Origin of the sequence: Streptomyces sp. NBC_01224 (genome assembly GCF_036002945.1) — a bacterium.
Lineage (GTDB): Bacteria > Actinomycetota > Actinomycetes > Streptomycetales > Streptomycetaceae > Streptomyces.
Map to the genome: position 1 here is coordinate 8,302,488 of NZ_CP108529.1, position 17,879 is coordinate 8,320,366.

General features: G+C 71.1%; 10 protein-coding genes and 2 pseudogenes. 8 read left to right on the forward strand and 4 right to left on the reverse strand.

The annotated features are described in order from the left end of the window. Positions 1–253 precede the first annotated feature (253 nt). The gene (gene eccCa / locus OG609_RS37710) at positions 254–4,192 is read left to right on the forward strand and encodes a type VII secretion protein EccCa (protein ID WP_327278320.1); all 3,939 of its coding nucleotides are present in this window, start codon (positions 254–256) and stop codon (positions 4,190–4,192) included. A 277-nt stretch (positions 4,193–4,469) separates the two neighbouring features. Beyond that, positions 4,470–5,393, forward strand: coding sequence for an alpha/beta hydrolase (locus OG609_RS37715; RefSeq protein WP_327278321.1), 924 nt, complete (start codon positions 4,470–4,472; stop codon positions 5,391–5,393). A 90-nt stretch (positions 5,394–5,483) separates the two neighbouring features. Here OG609_RS37715 and OG609_RS37720 read toward each other — a convergent pair whose 3' ends face one another. After that, positions 5,484–6,770 carry a S8 family serine peptidase gene (locus tag OG609_RS37720; RefSeq protein WP_327276913.1) on the reverse strand — a complete coding sequence of 429 codons (1,287 nt, stop codon included), beginning with the start codon at positions 6,768–6,770 and terminating at the stop codon, positions 5,484–5,486. Between the two features lie 217 nt (positions 6,771–6,987). Between OG609_RS37720 and OG609_RS37725 the strand changes: the two genes are divergently transcribed. The 4 genes and pseudogenes from OG609_RS37725 to OG609_RS37740 all read left to right on the forward strand — a co-directional run bounded on the left by OG609_RS37725 (position 6,988) and on the right by OG609_RS37740 (position 12,428). Next, positions 6,988–10,287, forward strand: coding sequence for a right-handed parallel beta-helix repeat-containing protein (locus OG609_RS37725; RefSeq protein WP_327278322.1), 3,300 nt, complete (start codon positions 6,988–6,990; stop codon positions 10,285–10,287). After that, positions 10,254–11,159: pseudogene (locus OG609_RS37730) on the forward strand (saccharopine dehydrogenase family protein); the annotation flags it as partial. The gene OG609_RS37725 and the pseudogene OG609_RS37730, both read left to right, overlap by 34 nt. Before the next feature lie 309 nt (positions 11,160–11,468). Beyond that, a pseudogene (locus OG609_RS37735) lies at positions 11,469–11,610 on the forward strand (transposase); the annotation flags it as partial. Between the two features lie 68 nt (positions 11,611–11,678). After that, positions 11,679–12,428, forward strand: coding sequence for a hypothetical protein (locus OG609_RS37740; protein ID WP_327276914.1), 750 nt, complete (start codon positions 11,679–11,681; stop codon positions 12,426–12,428). A gap of 129 nt (positions 12,429–12,557) precedes the next feature. On the opposite strand, the gene OG609_RS37745 is transcribed toward OG609_RS37740, so the two are convergent. Further along, on the reverse strand, positions 12,558–13,238 hold the full coding sequence (locus OG609_RS37745) for a sigma-70 family RNA polymerase sigma factor (RefSeq protein WP_327276915.1): 681 nt from the start codon (positions 13,236–13,238) through the stop codon (positions 12,558–12,560). A 135-nt stretch (positions 13,239–13,373) separates the two neighbouring features. After that, the gene (locus OG609_RS37750; protein WP_327276916.1) at positions 13,374–14,165 is read right to left on the reverse strand and encodes a hypothetical protein; all 792 of its coding nucleotides are present in this window, start codon (positions 14,163–14,165) and stop codon (positions 13,374–13,376) included. Positions 14,166–14,424: 259 nt separating this feature from the next. Here OG609_RS37750 and OG609_RS37755 point away from each other — a divergent pair, with 259 nt between their 5' ends. Both OG609_RS37755 and OG609_RS37760 read left to right on the forward strand, forming a co-directional pair. Beyond that, positions 14,425–15,552 carry an MFS transporter gene (locus OG609_RS37755; protein ID WP_385648080.1) on the forward strand — a complete coding sequence of 376 codons (1,128 nt, stop codon included), beginning with the start codon at positions 14,425–14,427 and terminating at the stop codon, positions 15,550–15,552. After that, positions 15,549–16,628, forward strand: coding sequence for a sugar ABC transporter permease (locus tag OG609_RS37760; protein ID WP_327276918.1), 1,080 nt, complete (start codon positions 15,549–15,551; stop codon positions 16,626–16,628). The genes OG609_RS37755 and OG609_RS37760 overlap by 4 nt, the downstream gene beginning before the upstream one ends. Before the next feature lie 10 nt (positions 16,629–16,638). Here OG609_RS37760 and OG609_RS37765 read toward each other — a convergent pair whose 3' ends face one another. Then, positions 16,639–17,769, reverse strand: coding sequence for an acyl-CoA dehydrogenase family protein (locus tag OG609_RS37765; protein ID WP_327276919.1), 1,131 nt, complete (start codon positions 17,767–17,769; stop codon positions 16,639–16,641). Positions 17,770–17,879: the final 110 nt, after the last annotated feature.

Here is a 17,879-nt window from a genome sequence, read left to right on the forward strand (position 1 = left end):
AGTGGTCGACGCGGTCAGATTGATCACATTAACTTGTGCGTGCAGTCTGTACGTTGTGGGGTGCCGCCGAGATCGGCGGCCGCGCCCCCACCCACCACCCGGCCTGCGTTCCCGCACCGTCGGCCGTACCGCAGGTGTTTGACGTTCCGTCATCCCGAAGACGCGTCACGGCAACCGCCGGCACCCCTCAGGAAGGCGATTCCCTTTGAGCGTGGTCCTCTTCAAGAGGCCTCCCCGGCGTCTTGGCCCCGAGATGCCCCATGGCGAACTGAGCCTCCAGGAGCCGCCCACGGTGCCGGAGACGCAGAGCGCGATGGGCAACATGATCACGTACATGCCGATGGCGCTCAGCTCGCTCGGCATGGTGCTCATCTTCCTGCGTCCCGGCAGCGGCGGCGGCCCCATGATGTACGTCGCCATCGGTCTGATGGCGCTGTCGGCCGTCGGCATGCTGGTCTCGCAGATCGTCCGGGCTTCCGGGGACCGCAAGCGGGCGCTGCTCGGTGAGCGGCGCGACTACATGCGGTACCTGTCGATCAGCCGCAGGCGCATACGCAAGGTGATCACCCAGCAGCGGGAGGCGCAGGCGTGGTCGCATCCGGACCCGGCGTCCCTGTGGAGTCTGGTGCCGACGGCCAGGCTGTGGGAGCGGCGGGCGGCGCACGCGGACTTCGCCGAGGTGCGGATCGCGGTGGGCGAACAGCAGTTGGCGACGAAGCTGACACCGCTGAGCACCAAGCCGGTCGAGGACCTGGAGCCGCTGTCCGCGCACGCCCTGCGGCGCTTCATCAAGGCGTACGGCACGGTGCCCGACCAGCCGGTCGCGGTCTATCTGCGTACCTACGCACGCGTCCTGCTCCAGTCCGAGGAGGCGCAGAAGGAGGCCGCGCACGCGATGGTGCGGGCTCTGCTGGCGCAGCTGAGTGTGTTCCACGCGCCGCAGGACCTGCGGATCGTGGTGCTGGCGGACCACGACCGCCGGGACGCCTGGGAGTGGGTGAAGTGGCTGCCGCACGCCCAGCATCCGACGGACGTCGACGGCGGGGGCCCCGTGCGGCTGGTCACCGATTCCGTCCTGGGTCTCGAATCACTGCTCGGCGAGGAACTGACCGGCCGGCCCGCCTTCGAGACGGACGCCGTCCCGAGCGCCGAGGAGCCCTACTGCGTCGTCGTCCTGGACAGCGCCCGGACGCCCGCCGACTCCCGGCTGGCCACCGACGGCTACCGCAACACGGTGACGCTGGAGGTGTCCGGTTCCCTGCCCTGGCGTCAGTCCCGCCACACGCTGCGGCTGCGGATCGCCGGGCAGCGGCTCGAACTGGTCAGCACCGACCGGTCGGGGAAGGAGACCACGTCCGCGCTCGGCAGGCCCGATGTGCTGGGTCCCCGGCGGGCCAGGGCACTGGCCACGCTGCTGTCCCCCTATCGGATGGGCATCACCACGGACAACGGTGAGGCGCTCACCTCGGACGTGCAGCTGACGACCCTGCTCGGCCTCCCCGACCTGCACACCGTCGATCTGGACGCCGTGCGCGACGACCGCAGCGAGCGTGCCAGGCTGCGGGTGCCACTGGGGCTCGCCGGTGACGGCACCCCGGTGGAACTGGACATCAAGGAGGCGGCGCAGGGCGGGATGGGCCCGCACGGCGTGCTGATCGGCGCGACGGGTTCCGGCAAGTCGGAGCTGCTGCGGACCCTGGTGCTGGCGCTGGCGCTCACCCACTCCTCGGAGAAGCTGAACTTCGTCCTGGTCGACTTCAAGGGCGGCGCCACGTTCCTGGGTCTGGACGGTCTGCCGCACACCTCGGCCGTGATCACCAACCTCGCCGACGAGTCCTCCCTGGTGGACCGCATGCAGGATGCCCTGCACGGTGAGCTGATGCGCCGCCAGGAGCTGCTGCGCAGCGCCGGGAACTACACGTCGGCGTTCGAGTACGAGACGGCGCGGGCGGCGGGGACCGACCTGGAGCCGCTGCCGACGCTCTTCGTGGTGGTCGACGAGTTCAGCGAACTCCTCTCCGCGCACCGCGACTTCATGGACCTGTTCGTGATGGTGGGGCGGCTGGGCCGCAGCCTGGGCGTGCATCTGCTGCTCGCCTCGCAGCGGCTGGACGAGGGCCGGATGACCCAGCTGGAGTCGCATCTGTCGTACCGGATCGCGCTGCGGACGTTCTCCTCGATGGAGAGCCGTGGCGTCCTGGGTGTGCCGGACGCCTACCAGCTGCCCTCCGTACCCGGCAGCGCCATTCTCAAGAAGGACACCGGGACCCTGGTCCGGTTCAAGGCCGCGTACGTCTCCGGGCCCTATCAAGGGGTCCGCAGGGTCGGCGCGTCGGCTGTCGCGGGTCAGGTGGTCCCGTACCGCACGGAGTGGACCGCGCCCCGGCTCCCCGCGCCCGGCCCGGAGCCGCAGCCGGTGGCGGAGGAGGAGGCGAGCGAGGAGTCCCTGCTCGCGCTGGCCGTGTCCCGGATGCGGGAGGGCGGCAGGCCCGCGCACCGGGTCTGGCTGCCGCCGCTGGACAGCCCGCTGTCGCTGGACGTCCTGCTGATGGGCGTGGAGCCGCACACCGAGCGGGGTCTCACCACCATCGATCCCGAGCTGCACGGCCGGCTGACGGTGCCGGTGGGCATCATCGACCGGCCCTTCGACCAGAGCCGCGAACCCCTGGTGGCCGAGCTGTCCGGCGCGGGCGGGCACGTCGGTATCGCGGGCGGTCCGCAGAGCGGCAAGTCCACCCTCGTACGCGACCTGATCATGTCGCTCGCGCTCACGCACACTCCGCGCGAAGTCCAGTTCTACTGCCTGGACTTCGGCGGGGGTTCACTCGGTTCGCTCCGCGATCTGCCGCATGTGGGCGGTGTGACGGGCCGGCTGGACCTGGAGAGGGTGCAGCGCACACTGGCCGAGGTGCACGGGCTGGTGGCCCGGCGCGAGAAGCAGTTCGCCGAGCTGGGCATCGACTCCATGGCGACGCTGCGCGCCCGCCGGGCCGCCGGTGAGATGCCCGACGAGCCGTACGGCGATGTGTTCCTCGTCGTCGACGGCTGGGGCACGATCCGCCAGGACTTCATGGACATCATGGACACCTTCACGGCGCTGGCGGCGCGGGGGCTCAACTACGGTGTGCACCTCATCGTGGCGGCGGGCCGCTGGTCGGAGATCCCCACCGCGCTGCGGGACCAGCTCGGCACCCGCTTCGAGCTGCGGCTCGGCGACAGCATGGACTCCATGATCAACATGCGGGCCGCCGCGACCATCCCCAAGTCGCCCGGCCGCGGCATGACCGATTCCAAGCACCACTTCCTCACGGCTCTGCCCCGGCTGGACGGCGGCGACAGTTCCTCGGACCTCGGGGCGGGCGTCGCCGACGCGGTGGCCCAGGTGGCCGAGCACTGGCAGGGCCCGCCCGCACCCGCGGTCCGCACCCTGCCGGCGGTCCTGGAACCCTCCGAGCTGCCCGACGCCGAGGTCGGCGCGGACGGCGATCTGCGCCTGCCGCTGGGCCTGGAGGGCAACCAGCTCGACGTCATGTGGCACGACTTCGCACAGACGGCGCACCTGGTGGTGGTGGGCGATGCGGAGACCGGCAAGACCAACCTGCTGCGCTCGGTCTGCCAGGCGGTCACCGACCGCTACACCCCCGCCGAGGCGCGGGTACTGCTGATCGACTACCGGCGCGGGCTGCTGGAGAGCGTCCCCGAGTCGCACCGGCTGGGCTACGCCGTCTCCGTCGACGTACTCAAGCAGGCGGTGGACGGCGTCGCACGGGCCATGAAGGAGCGCCTGCCCGGCGCGGACATCTCGCCCGCCCAGCTGAAGCGGCGGGACTGGTGGAACGGCCCGCGGGTCTTCCTGGTCGTGGACGACTACGACATGGTGTCCGGCGGCAACATGAGCAACCACTTCGGGCCGCTGCTCGACTACCTCGCCCAGGGCGCGGAGCTCGGTCTGCACCTGATCGTGGCACGCAGCGCCAACGGCGCGGCGCGGGCGATGAACGACCCGCTGCTGCGCCGTCTGCTGGAGGTCAACACACCTGCCGCGCTGCTCTCCTGCCCGCCCTCGGAGGGATATCTGTTCAACGACACCAAGCCGAGGCAGCTGCCGCCCGGCCGGGCACAGCTGATCACGCGCAGGGGTGTGGTGCAGGTGCAGACCCCGCTGCTGCCGGACCCGGAGGGCGAGGCCTAGGCATGTACGCGATGTCCCGTCCCGCCCACTTCATCTACCGGGCGTACGACGGGACTTCGCGTGCACGGCCGGACGGGATTCGTCCGGCGCACTGCCCCCGGGTGCTGCCGGCGCGGTCGTGCTGGCAGGCTGTCCCGGTCGGGATGCCGCCGGGCATCCTGCGGTCCGGGGAGGTCCTGTCGTGGATACCGGTGGAAGGCCGTCGGAGCACCGCGTCGACTCGCCGGCGCGGCACGCGCCTCCGTTCGACCCGGAGTTGCGTGCCGCACTGGCGGCCATGGGGGCGGAGGCACGTGAGCCGCTGACGCCGGAAGGTCTCGCGGCCAGGCAGGAGCGGGATGCCGCCGCCCGCCCCAGACCGGACCTCGGCGAACTCCGGGCCGACGGCCGGTTCGAGGTGGAGGAGCTGCGGACGCCCGCGGACCGGGACGGGCGGGAGGTCAGGCTCGTCAGCGCAAGGCCCGCCGGTGCCGCCGGGCCCCTGCCGCTGCTGTACTACATGCACGGCGGCGGCATGATCATGGGCAACGCCTGGTCCGTACTTCCCCGGCTGCTCCGGGAATGGGCTCTGCCGCTGGGGCTCGCCGTCATCTCCGTCGAGTACCGGCTGGCGCCGTGGGCGCCGTACCTCGGTCCCGTGGAGGACTGCTACGCCGGACTCGTCCGGGCGGCCGACGACGCGGCCGCACTGGGCCTCGACGCGGACCGCGTGATTCTCGGGGGCAAGAGCGCGGGCGGTGGCCTTGCCGCGGCACTCGCCCTGCTGACCCGCGACCGCGGCGGACCGGTCCCGATCGGTCAGCTGCTCCTGAGCCCGATGCTCGACGACCGCGGCACCACGTTCTCCAGCCACCAGATGGCCGGCCTCGACACCTGGGACCGGACCTCCAACGCGACTGCGTGGCAGGCGGTGCTCGGCGACCGGTACGGCGCTGCCGGCCTGTCGCCCTACGCCGCACCCGCCCGCGCCACGGATCTGTCCGGGCTGCCCCCGGCCTACATCGAGGCCGGGTCGGCCGAGACCTTCAGGGACGAGGCCGTGGCCTACGCCGACGCGATCTGGCGGGCCGGTGGTGAGGCCGAACTGCATGTGTGGCCCGGCGCCTTCCACGGGTTCGACACCCTCGCGCCGCGGGCGGTCCTCAGCCAGGATGCCCGCGATGCCCGTTCCCGGTGGCTGCGGCGGATCGTCGGACGTTGAGGCCGGCCGAGCGGGTCACCGGATGTCGAGACCGGCCGAAAGGATCGCCGGACGTTGACGCAGCTGCCGCCCAGCGGTGATGGCCGGGGCTCAGTCCGCTTCCGCGGCAGGACGACCTGCCGCCCGGCCCGCCCGCCATCCCCGGCGGCGCCCTCTGGGCAGCACGAACGCGAGGAAGGCGACCAGCAGCGTCACCCCTGTCGCCCCGCCGGCCACGGCCAGCGCCCGGTTGCGCGCCTCCGGCGGGTCGAGCGGCGGGACGGCCGGTGCGGAGGCGTTCTCCGTTACGGCCGGGGACTGCGTGTGTTCCTCGGGGAGTACGGCGGAGAGCGCCCGCACCGGATCGACTATCCCCAGCCCGATGCCGGGGTCCGGCGTGTCACCCACGGCCCCGTAGGCGGTGGACTCCAGCCGGTGCGCGACCTGCTCGGCGGTCAGCCGGGGGTGGTAGGAGAGGACCAGGGCCGCCGTGCCGGCCACGAAGGCGCCGGCCACTGCCTCGCCGCGGCCGGTGAACTGGCCGCGGCCGCCCGGCCCCGGCCCCATCACCGAGACGCCGGGGGCGCTCAGCCTGGGCTGCGTACGCCGCCCCTTCTCCGTGCCCGGTGCTTCCGGTTCGCCGCCCGGCCCCACCGAGGAAACGGCGAGCACCCCGGGCAGCGCCGCCGGGTACGCGGGTCCGTTCACCGTCTGCGATGCCGCCGCGCCGCGCTCCCACTCCCGTGCCGAGGCGGGCGCCACCACCAGCGCACCGGCCTTCTGCGCGGCGAGGACGGCGTCCTTGAGCTGCTTCGGTGCGGAAGGGACGCTCAGCGCCACGTGGACGATCCGCGCCCCGGAGTCGGTGGCCGCCCTGATGCCCTTGGCCAGCGCCTCGGGTGTGGTCGCACCGTATTTGTCGGTGGCCCGCACCGCGATCACCTCGGCCTCCGGGGCGACGCCGGCCGCCTTGACACCCTGCTGCTGCCCGCCCGCCACGATCCCGGCGAGGAACGTGCCGTATCCGACGCAGTCGTCCCGCACGGTGCCGCCCGCCACCACATCCGGGCCGCCGGTGACCCGGCCGTCCAGCGCCGGAACCCGCCGCAGGTCCGCTCCGGTGCTGATGACGGCGACCTTGACCCCCGCGCCACGGCTGAGTTCCCAGGCCCTGTCGATCCCCAGGAAGCTCTGCGCCCAGGGGACTTGGGAAGATTTCTTGGCGGATCTCGGAGTGCACGGGCGGCCGTCGGCGACAGTGGCGGGCATTCCCGGCAACGAGGGGCTGTCCGCGTCCCCCGCCGCACCGGCGGGAGCCGCGGTGCCGGGTATCAGGAGCAGGGCGGCCAGTGCTGCCGGTCCGAGTGCGTGGGACACCGAGGACCTCGAAGATCGCATGCGCCGATGGTAACGACGCTCCCCGCACCACCGGCACCTGCCCCGAAACACCCCCCGAACCGGTGCTCCGGCGGCCCCGGAACGCCGACCACCATGGCGGGCGACCTGCGGCAACAGGCATGATGGGCACAGCAGTTTCCCACGCCCTACATGCCGCGCGTCTCCGCCCCGTACCTACGGCGCAGGGGTCCGGGAGGTCAGATAAGTGTCACGCCAGATGCTCACCGTCGCCGCAGACGGGACGGGCGACCACCGCACCGTCGGGGAGGCCGTTGCACGGGCCCGTGCCGGAGCGGTCGTCAGGATCGCTCCGGGGCGGTACGAGGAGAGCCTGACGGTCTCGGCCGCGATCACCCTGACCGCCGCCGAGGGCGAGGGGACGGTGGAGCTGGCGCCCCGGCGCGGTACGGCGCTGACACTCACCGGGGACGCGGTGATGGTCAGGGATCTCGTGCTGCGCGGGCACGACGACGAACTGCCCGTGGTCGACGCGCCGCGGGGGCAGCTCGCGATGGACCGGTGCGACATCCACGGTTCGGCCTGGTCGGCGCTCTTCGCGCGGGACGGCGGGTCGCTGGCGCTGCGTCAGTGCCGGATCAGCAACCCGGTGGGCGCCGGTGTGGTGTCCACCTCCTCGGCCGAGAGCTTCCTCGAGAACTGCGTCGTCGAACACCTCGGTACATCCGCCGTGGTGGCCGGTGAGCAGGGCAGGATCACCGCGCGCTTCAGCCGGCTCAGGGACACCAAGGGCAACGGTGTCCTCACCAACGGGCAGGCGCACGTCCTCCTGGAGGAATGCGCGATATCGGCGACCGGCAAGCCGGGCGTCGCCGTCGAGGAGGAGAGTTCGGTCAGGATGGTGCGCGGCACCGTCCGCAAGGCCGTCGTCGGCGTGTTCGTGAACAGCGCCGGGCCGGTCGTCCTGGAAGACGTAGCCGTCAGCGACGTCACCGGGCACGGATTCGTCCTGGGCGGCGGCAGCTCACCGACGCTGGCCCGGTGCAGTACCGAACGGACCGGCGGGCACGGCCTGTTGGTGACCGAGCGCAGCCGTGGCACGTTCGAGGAGTGCGTGTTCGCCACAGCCGAGGAACCCGGCGTACGCGTCACCGGCTTCTCCTCACCGGTGCTGACGGACACCGTCGTCCATGACGCCAAGGGCACCGGTGTGCTGCTCGACGAGGACTCGGCCGCCGAGTTCAACCGCCTTGAGGTACGGGACAGCGGCGGGCCCGGAATCGTGATCCGCGGCGGCGCCAACCCGCTGCTGCTGCGGGCCACCGTCACCGGCGCCGGCACGCACGGCGTGGAGGTCGTCAAGGACGGCAGGGGGCGGCTGGAGGAGGGCGTCGTCGAGCGGTCGGGCGACTCGGCGGTCCATGTCTCGGGCCACGGCAACCTGTTCGTGGGCAAGGGCCGGCTGCGCTCCTCCGCCGGGGCCGGAATCCACATCGGGGCGCTCGGCACGCTCACGCTGCGGGACACCGAGGTGGAGGGGTCCGGCGGCGCGGGCATCCACATCGCGGCCGAGGGCGAACTGGCGGCCGTGCGTGCCGTGCTGACGGGGGCCGCTGAGTACGGCGTACTGGTGTCCGCGGGTGCCCGCGCCTCCCTCAACGGCTGCGAGGTGACCGGTTCGGGCGCCGACGGCATACGGGTGGAGGGCACCGACGCCGTGTCGCTGACCGGCTGCACCGTCCGCGCCAACCGGGGCAGCGGAGTGCGCCAGACGGTGCCCGGCGACCGGCTCGCCATCGAGGGGCTGGCCAGTGCGGAGAACGGTGCCCCGGACGCCTGGGGCACTGCGGAGGACGCGGAGGCGGCGGGCGACGGGCGGCTGCCCGGCGGAGCGGCCCCGGCGGCGGCCGAAACCCGGTCCGGTACGGGCCCGGTGGCCGAGCTGGAGTCGCTGATCGGCCTCGACGAGGTCAAACAGCAGGTGCTGAGGCTGATCAACCTCAACCGGATGGCGCAGCGCAGGGCGAGCATCGGCATGCCCGCTCCGCCGATGAGCCGCCACCTGGTCTTCGCGGGCCCGCCCGGCACCGGCAAGACCACCGTCGCCCGGCTGTACGGCTCCATCCTCGCCTCGCTCGGCGTGCTGCGCTCCGGGCACCTGGTGGAGGTGTCGCGTGCGGACCTGGTGGCGCAGATCATCGGCGGGACGGCCATCAAGACCACCGAGACCTTCAACAAGGCGCTGGGCGGGGTGCTGTTCGTCGACGAGGCGTACACCCTGCTCTCCGACGGCGGCGGCAGCGGCGCCGACTTCGGGCGCGAGGCGATCGACACCCTGGTGAAGCTGATGGAGGACCACCGCGAGGACGTGGTGGTGGTGGCGGCCGGCTATCCGAAGGAGATGACGGACTTCCTGGCGTCCAACCCGGGTCTCGCCTCGCGTTTCACCCGCAGCGTCGAGTTCAGCGACTACACCTCGGACGAGCTGGTCACGATTGTGGAGCGGATGTGCACCGGCCACCACTACGAGCTGGATCCGGTGGCGCGGGCGGCACTGCTCACCCGCTTCGAGCGGATTCCCCGCGACGCGGGCTTCGGCAACGGCCGTACCGCCCGCAAGGTCTTCGAGGAGATGGTGGACCGGCAGGCGTCCCGGCTGGCCGCCCTGCCGGAGGCCGGCGAGCGGGAGCTGGCCGTGCTGACCGCGGAGGACGTGGGCGTCCCGGCGGGCGGCGCGCAGGAGGACGGGCAGGACGAGGATCCGCTGCTGCGGCTGGACGCCCTGGTGGGCCTCGCGGCCGTCAAGCGCGAGGTGGGCGACCTGGTCAATCTGCTCTCCACCGCGCGCCGGAGGAAGGAGGCCGGGCTGCCCGTGCCCCGGATCAGCAACCATCTGGTCTTCGCGGGCCCGCCCGGCACCGGCAAGACGACGGTGGCGCGGCTCTACGGCGAACTGCTGGCCTCCCTGGGCGTGCTGCCGCGCGGCCAGCTCGTGGAGGTCTCGCGTGCGGACCTGGTGGGCCGCTATGTCGGGCACACCGCGCAGCTGACCCGGGAGGTGTTCGAACGGGCTTTGGGAGGCGTCCTGTTCATCGACGAGGCGTATACCCTGACGCCTCGCTCGGGCGCCGGTTCCTCAGACTTCGGTCAGGAGGCGGTGGAGACACTGCTGAAGCTGATGGAGGACCACCGCGACGAGGTGGTGGTGATCGTGGCGGGGTACACCGCGGAGATGAAACGGTTCCTGGGCTCCAATCCGGGTCTCGACTCACGCTTCCCGCGGCGCATCGAGTTCCCCGACTACTCCTCGGACGAACTGGTCACGATCGTCCGCATGCACGCGGCCGACAACGGCTACGAGTGCGCGCCCGGCACGGCCAACGCGCTGCAGACCCACTTCGACGGCATCCCCAGGGGGGCGACGTTCGGCAACGCTCGGCTGGCCCGGCAGACGCTGGAGCAGATGATGACCCATCAGGCGGGACGGCTGAGCACCGTCGCGGTACCGAGCCTGGACGACCTGCGGCTGCTCCTCCCCGAGGACCTCTCCCCGCGCTGAGATCAAACGCGGCACTCGCCGCTGGCGCGCACTACGTCGATATGGCGATGTCGCTGTCCGTGCCGCACCCGGCCGCCCCCTACGAACAGTGCGGGGTGAAGCTCGGCGACGAGCAGTTCGCGCTGGCCGAGGCCTGGGGGAGCGCCGACCGCCTGGCTCTGGTCGGCATGGGCGGAGCCGGGCCTGTCGGACGTGTTCGCCCGGTACGCGGCCGATGAACTCTTCGACGAGATCGAGGAGATCGGCGTCCGTGACGGCGCGAACCTCACCGTCGAGGGCTACGACTTCGCGCCCTCCTTCAGCATCTGGACCACCATCGAGGAGTGCCTCAACCCGCCCGTCGTCTACGAGTGAACGTCGAGCACGAAGAGGTACTCCTCATGCCCCGCTGGCTGGACGCGCGCCGCGTGACGTTCAAGTACGGCCTCGGCGACGACTTCATCGCCAAGCTCAAGACCCTCCACGACCTGGGGCTCGACTCCACGGCGAAGGTCACCGTCCCGGGCGCGGACGGTCCGGTCCAGGTCTCCCCGCGCGACGTGGTCGCCGCGTGTCTGCCCGACCCGGCCACGCTGGGCGACCGAATGAAGGGAAAGACCTGCGCGGGCACCTGGGTCAAGGGGACAAAGGATGGTGTCGCGCGCGAGGTGTACCTGTACCACGTCGTCGACAACGAGTGGACGATGCGTGAGTACGGCTCCCAGGCCGTGGTCTGGCAGACCGCCCTCAACCCGGTGATCGCCCTCGAACTGATCGCGGACGGTACGTGGAAGGAAAGCGGCGTCCTCGGCCCCGAGGCACTGCCGCCCAGGCCGTTCCTCGACCTGCTCGGCGCGTACGGGGCTCCGTGGGGGCTGCGCGAGGGGCACTGACCCACCCGTTCCCGCAGCGAAGCGCCGCCACAGCGCGACGCCCGGGCGGGTATTGCCGGGCGACATATCGGCCCAGGGCAGGTGCTTTCTTCCAGGGCCTTCGACGAGAGTGACGTGGATGGGCTGACAACGGAGGACCACCGGGGCTTCTCGGACGAGGAGGGCCCGGCGGTTCATGGCGTTGAGCAGCTCCGCATGTTTCCTCCGGAACTCTGCCCGGGCACCGAGAGAGCGCAGCGTCCCTGAGCATGGTTGGGCCCTGTCCGATGGGTCGTGTGGCTGGCCTGCCCGCGGATCGTTTCGGCGGACGTGGGGCGGGGCGATCTGTCGGGATGAAGAGTGGGCACGGTCGGAGTTGCACCTGCCGAGGAACACGGGCCGGGGCGGCCGCTGGAAGAGTCACCGTCGCGTGATCAACGGCACCCTCTGCCGGTTGAGGACCGGCATCCCCGTAGGGGGGCGGGGTCAGTGCTGCGATCATCGTGACAAAGACGGAAGGCGCGGCCGAGGGGGAGCAGGATGATTTCCGAGCCGGAGATGGCGGGGGAGTTCGGTGGGGTTGAAACCCGCGAGGTGATGGGCGACTTCGACCGGGAGTCCGTTGGGGAACCTCGGCAGCGAAGGCCGTGGCTGTGGGCGGTGGGCGGGATGGTAATGGCGTCGGCCCTCTGGGCGGCGGCGCTGTTCCTGTATGGAGTAGGCGATGGGAAGCCGGACATGCATGGGTACCAGCTGGACCAAGACCCTTGCCCATCTCTACAGCTGAAGTCGATCGGCGCCGCGATCGCACCGAGAGAGTCCACCACCAAGGTCGAATCACGGCTGTTGAACCATGCCGTCCTCGACCAGATCCAGTGCTTCGTTCCTCTTCGGTCTCGGGCCAGGGCGGAGCGGCCCGGTAACGGCTGGTCCATCGACTACACCGTCGGAATCGCGGTGGCACTGCACAAGAAGACCGACCCCGGCGCGGAATTCGAGGCGCGGCGACGGGTGACCGATCTCGGCGTTGATCCTGAAGCGAAGCTGGAGAGGGTTCCGGACCTTGGCGACAAGGCGTATCTGCTGACCCGGGACGACGGCAACGCGGAGCTGCGGGTGCTGGAGGGCGGAGCGGTCCTTTCGCTGAGTCTCTCCGCCTTCACGCAGTACCAGAGCGACGACCACAACGAAGACGAGCCCGGTGATGAGCCGGACATCCCTGACCTGTCGCCCTACCAATCGGCCATGATCAGCGACATGCGTGACCTGATGTCAAGCCTCAAGCAGTGAGCTTGAGATCCCATCCGGCACCGCGACAACGCGTATGCGCGTGCTGCCCGGATGAAGGGCGGCGCCGACGGGCGCCGGCGCCGTTCATCTCTGCGCCGGCGACCCGTGGAGCCTGTGGTCCTTGACTTCTCAGACAGCTGCGGCGAGGAGTGCCGGCACTCGGCCACGAGAGACCGGTCGCGCCGACTCCCTGTGCGCGGCGGGAGTCTCTGCCTCCTTCAGCAGTTCGAGCAGGGCGCCGCGGGCCCGGGCCACACGTGAGCGGACGGTGCCGACAGGGCAACCTATGGCTGCCGCGGCCTCCGCGTAGGGGAGTCCCAGGAGTTGGGTGAGCAGGAACGATTCACGGCGTTCTGCCGGAAGGATCGCCAGGAGTTCGGCGAGTGCGATTCCGTCTTCGAAGCCGGGCAGGTCGCGTGGCTGTGTCCGCTCGGCGGCGGACTGCCAGTCGTCCCGGTCCGCGATTCTGGGTCGAGCGGCGGCATGACGGAGGCTGTCCACGACGGTCCGGCGGGCGATCGAGAGTAGCCAGGTACGAGCGGATGAGCGTCCCTCGAACCGGTGAAGGCTGCCGAGCGCGCGCAAGAACGTGTCCTGAGTGAGGTCATCGGCCGCTTGGGGGTCGGCGCTGAGGTGGGCCACGTAGCGCCAGACGTCGCGGTGCAGGGCGCGTACGAACCGGTCGACGGCGTCGGGGGAGCCGTCGCGTGCAGCCAGTGCCAGTCGTGTCACCGGTTCGTCGGCGCTATGGGTGTGACGTGATGTGCCGTCGTCGGCTGTGGCGTTGTGTGGCGGCAGGGCAGGGGGCATCGCCTGATGTCCTTCCGGGATCCGGGATCCGGTTCCGCGCGTGCGCGGGCCGGTGAGATGTACGGCACCGCTCGTGGGCGATGCCGAATCCCGAGGCGTGCGGTGGAGGACACCGGCACGTCGGGAAACCAGCTGTCAGACGACAGCGATCCCGGACGGTGGACCTCGCGAGGTGAGGGCGTGGATGAGGAAGAGTTGCCGCGGTGTGCGGGCTCCGTAGTCGCGGCGCGCACGGATGCGTGGCCGGTCAAGTGGTGTGGGTAGGCGGAAGAGCAGGTGCAGTGGGGCGGCGATCCACCCGGCGAAGGTGCGCAGCAGACGGAAGGTGGCTCGTTCTCCGTAGGCGAGCCAGAGGCCACACAGCAGGGCTGCCAGCAGGTGGGCGGCCAGCATCCCGGCCGGCGACATGCCTCCCGTGTAGTGCCCTGTGGGCATGACCGTTGAGGGGTCGGTCATCGTCTGCAGGCCGGCATGGGCGTGCTGCATTCCACCCGGCATGGTCATGTCCGTGGAACCGGGCGGTGGCTGGTGCAGGCGGCTGCCGAGCCCGGCGTCGGTGACGATGCGTACCGCTTCTGACTCCGAGATCGAGGTGGAGCTTGTCGGACCGCAGAGCAGAGACTGGGCCCATTGCCGGGCGAAGGACGGGGTGTCGGCCACCGAGGGGTGAACGGCTGTCTGAGCCAGTGAGAATCCGGTGTGCAGTGCGGCTTGGGCGGCAACCATCATCGAGGTCACCGCGAGAACGCCGCGCTCACTGCCACTGAGGAACCAGGCCGTGGCGGCAGTCGCCGCGAAGGCGGCGGCCATGGCCCACCAGGGGACGGCCGTTCCTGACATGAGGACGTGGCCGAGGGCAGCGAGCAGCACGCAGGTCGCTGCGAACACCGCAGCGCGTACCGCGCGACAACATCGGCCTGGAGTCATGGCGGGCCCATCCTTGCATTCCTTCCTCGGTCGCCAAGGGTGGGTACGCAAAGTGCGGGTGGCGGCGCTCAACCTGACGCTTGTGGCGCGCGCCACATGAGTCGCCGGGAACTCCAGTGCCGTGCGGTCCGACTCCTGACCTGGCGACAAGGTGAACCAGCAGCGCGGGACGGAGACACCGGTGCGGACAGGGCGGGGAACGTCGGCGGCCCCGGCGGCACGAGCTGACAGACCGCTGACGGCGCTGCTCACCTGCGCCATGGCATTTTCGATGCTGCAGCTTTTTCTCCTGGGAGCCCTCAGCCCGCGCCTTGTCGACGAACTGGGGATTTCGCCCTCGGTGCTCGGCCTGACGACGACGATCGGCTTCGGGACCGCGGCGGTTCTTTCCCCTGTGGGCGGACGCATCGTGGACCGGGTCGGCCCCAGGCGATCACTCGTTGCCCTGCTCTTCGTGTCCGCCGGTGCGCTCGCCCTGATCGCCGCGGCGCCCGACACGGGGTTTCTCCTCGGCGCCGTTGCACTTGGGGGTCTGCCGCAGGCGTTGGCCAACCCGGCTACGAACAAGGCGATCCTGGTTGCCGTTGTGCCGGCCCGGCGGGGTTGGGTGACCGGAATGAAGCAATCGGGCGTGCAGCTCGGGGCGTTCGTCGCCGGGCTGCCCCTGGCCGCGCTGGCCTCAGGGGTGGGTTGGCGTGGTGCGCTGTGGACGGCTTCCGGCACCGCTTTGGCCGTGGCTGTTTGGGCCATGCGTGCGCTGCCTTCCGATCCACCGGCAAAGGGGGCGCCGCTCCGCGCCTCGCTGGTGCCGCAGGGTGCCATTGCATGGCTGGCGGGATTCTCGTTGCTGCTGGGCTGTGGCATTGCTTCGGTCAATACCTATCTGGCGCTCTTCGGCGCCCAGGAACTCGGAATGAGTCCCTCGACAGCCGGTGCACTGGTGGCCGTACTGGGCGTGGCAGGGATTGCCGGCCGGGTGGGCTGGTCGAAGGCCGCCCGGCCCGGGCGGGCCGAGTGGCTGCCGGGGTGGCTGGCGGCCGGTGCGGTCGGAGCTGCCCTCTTGCTGGCCGGTGCGCTGTTCGTTCACCCGCTGGCGTGGGTGGCGGCGACAGCCGTCGGTGTGTTCGCCGTGTCGGGCAATGCCGTCTCCATGGTGCTGGTGATGCAGCGCGCCGCCCCCGACCGTGCGGGGCAGGAATCGGCACTCGTCTCCGCCGGGTTCTTCGCAGGCTTCGCCATAGGCCCACCGGTCTTCGGCGCGCTCGCGCAAGCCGGCCACTACGGGCCCGGGTGGCTGCTGGTGGCCGCGGAGTTCGCGGCGGCCTGCGCTGTCGCTTTCGTCTGGGCGGCGCAGGAGCGCAGGCAGCGTACGGCGGTTCAGGCGTGACGGTGGCGGGGGACTGGCCCGAACGCGCCCTCGCGGACATCCTGCACCGGGTAGACGTCACCCGAGCCGAAGTCGGCGCAAGGTTCCCGCTGTTCGCCGACCCGGATACGGGCCGCTGGGAAACGACCGGTCGCGGATCGTGGACCGGCGGATTCTGGGCGGGTCTGCTGTGGCTGCGGGCCCGGTACACCGGTCACGAGGCCGACAGGGCCGTGGCCTCGGCCTGCACGGCGCGGCTGGCGGGATGGGTGGAGGCTGATACTGCCACCCGCGGTCTGATCCTCTGGTACGGAACCGCCCTGGCCGTCAACGACCGGTCGGCGGAAGAGCTGCGAAACCGGGCTGCCCGTGCCTGCCTGGCCGCGCTGGAGCCCGAACTGTGTCTGGTTCCCTGGGGATCCGCGTTCGGTGGTCCCAGACTGCTGGCCCGTGTGGACGGAGTGCCCGGCACGGTGCCACTGCTGGCCTCGGCGGGCGTCGAGGGCGCCGCGGCAGCCGCGTCCCATCTCCACCGGCATATCGATCTGTGCCGCGTCGATGGTTCTGTTGTGCCCGCCCTGAGGTTCGAGCCGGACACGGGCTGGCAGCCGTGCGACGACCCACCGCCCGGTTGGAGCCGGGGGCGGCCGTGGCTCTTGCTGGCGGTGGCCGACGCCCTGCATCAGCCCAGGACCACGCAGTGGAACCACCAGCGGCTGGAAGCGACGGCTGCAGGACTGGTTGCCGCCCGGACCGGGCTGCCACGATGGGGCGTTCCGCCGGCTGACGAGGGACAACCGGACGGCCCGCAGGACACCTCGGCTGCCGCGATCACAGCGGTAGCGCTGCTGAAGCTCGCGTGCGTCCCGGGACCCCGGGCAGCGGAGCACTCCTCCCGTGCACTCGCGATTCTGGACCACCTCGTGGCCTCGCATCTCACCGGGCCGATGGGCGCTCGCCCTGCCGGGATGCTGCTGAACGGCTGCTACGACGCCGGACGGTCGGTCGCTGTGCGCCACGAACTGATCTGGGGCGACTTCTTCCTGGCTCTCGGACTGGCAGCACTCACCGGACTGATCGACATCCGTACGGTGTAGATATGGCCGCTCAGATCTCGTAGCCGCGCAGCACGCGGCGTGCGACGGACGTGACGTGCAGCTCGTCCGGGCCGTCCAGGATCCGGGCGGCGCGGCCGGTACGGAAAAGCGCGGGCAGAGGAGTGTCGGGTCCCAGGCCGGCCGCGCCGTGCACCTGAATGGCCGCGTCCGTCACCTGCTGGAGCATGCGCGCGGCGGCGACCTTGGCCAGGCCCACCTCGACGTGCGCGTCCAGCCCGGCATCGATCCGGGTCACGGCCTCGTGGACCAGAGGACGGGTCGTACGCAGCGCGAGCAGCGACTCGAAGACATGCTGCTGCACGAGCTGATGACCGCCGAGCGGACCACGGGAGCCGGCACGGTCGTTGACGCGCTCACACATCAGGTCGAAGGCCCGCTGCGCCTGACCGATCCAGCGCAGGCACCGCAGAGTACGGCCGAGCTGGAGCCGTTCCCCGGCAATGGCCAGAGCACTGCCCCGCCCGCCGATGAGATGGTCGCCGGGGACACGGACACCGTTCAGTTCTATCTCCCACTGGCCACCCGCGCCAAGGACCGGAAGCTCGCGTACGACGCGGAAGCCGGGCGCGCCGGCCGGTACCAGCAACAGGGAGAGCCCGCCGCGGTCCGCGGGGGCCCCGTCGGTGCGAGCCAGGACGGTCACCAGGTCGGCGCCGGCGGCTCCGGACGTGAACCACTTACGGCCACTGACCCTCCAGCTCCCGTCCGCTTCCTGTACCGCGCGGGTACGGGTCATGGAGGGGTCGGTACCCGGGACGTCCGGTTCGGTCATTGCGTAGCAGGTACGGAGTTCCCCGGCGGTGAGTCGCTTCGGATACTCCTCGCGTATGCGCGCGCTGGCGTGGCGGTGCAGCATCAGCACGTCCAGCAGCGGTGCCGACCCCAGGGCGGCAGGTCCGTGGTCGCTTGCTCCTTCCACCTCGGCCACCTGGGCGTACCCGGTCAGAGAGAGTCCACGACCACCCAGCTCGGCGGGCAACGGCAGGGCCCATAGACCCTCTTTCCGGGCTTGGTCGTGCAGGTCACGCATGGTGTCGGCGGAGGCCGGTCCGCCGGCCTCCAGGACCTTTTCGCACGGCATTACCCGCTCGCGTATGAAGCGGTCGACCTGCCCCCTCAACTCAGCTGCTCCGTCTGCACCTTCAGAGACTTGGTCTCGGTCCTCCACCACTTTCCTCCAGTCTGCCGGGAACCCGTGGGAGCGACAGCCCGACTGCCTCTCCACGGAAC

Excerpts from the sequence above, each read along its gene's own strand:
- eccCa (WP_327278320.1), top strand. The coding sequence starts at position 254 with ATGCCCCATGGCGAACTGAGCCTCCAGGAGCCGCCCACGGTGCCGGAG.
- OG609_RS37715 (WP_327278321.1), top strand. The coding sequence starts at position 4,470 with ATGGGGGCGGAGGCACGTGAGCCGCTGACGCCGGAAGGTCTCGCGGCC.
- OG609_RS37720 (WP_327276913.1), bottom strand. The coding sequence starts at position 6,770 with ATGCGATCTTCGAGGTCCTCGGTGTCCCACGCACTCGGACCGGCAGCA.
- OG609_RS37725 (WP_327278322.1), top strand. The coding sequence starts at position 6,988 with ATGCTCACCGTCGCCGCAGACGGGACGGGCGACCACCGCACCGTCGGG.
- OG609_RS37740 (WP_327276914.1), top strand. The coding sequence starts at position 11,679 with ATGATTTCCGAGCCGGAGATGGCGGGGGAGTTCGGTGGGGTTGAAACC.
- OG609_RS37745 (WP_327276915.1), bottom strand. The coding sequence starts at position 13,238 with ATGCCCCCTGCCCTGCCGCCACACAACGCCACAGCCGACGACGGCACA.
- OG609_RS37750 (WP_327276916.1), bottom strand. The coding sequence starts at position 14,165 with ATGACTCCAGGCCGATGTTGTCGCGCGGTACGCGCTGCGGTGTTCGCA.
- OG609_RS37755 (WP_385648080.1), top strand. The coding sequence starts at position 14,425 with ATGGCATTTTCGATGCTGCAGCTTTTTCTCCTGGGAGCCCTCAGCCCG.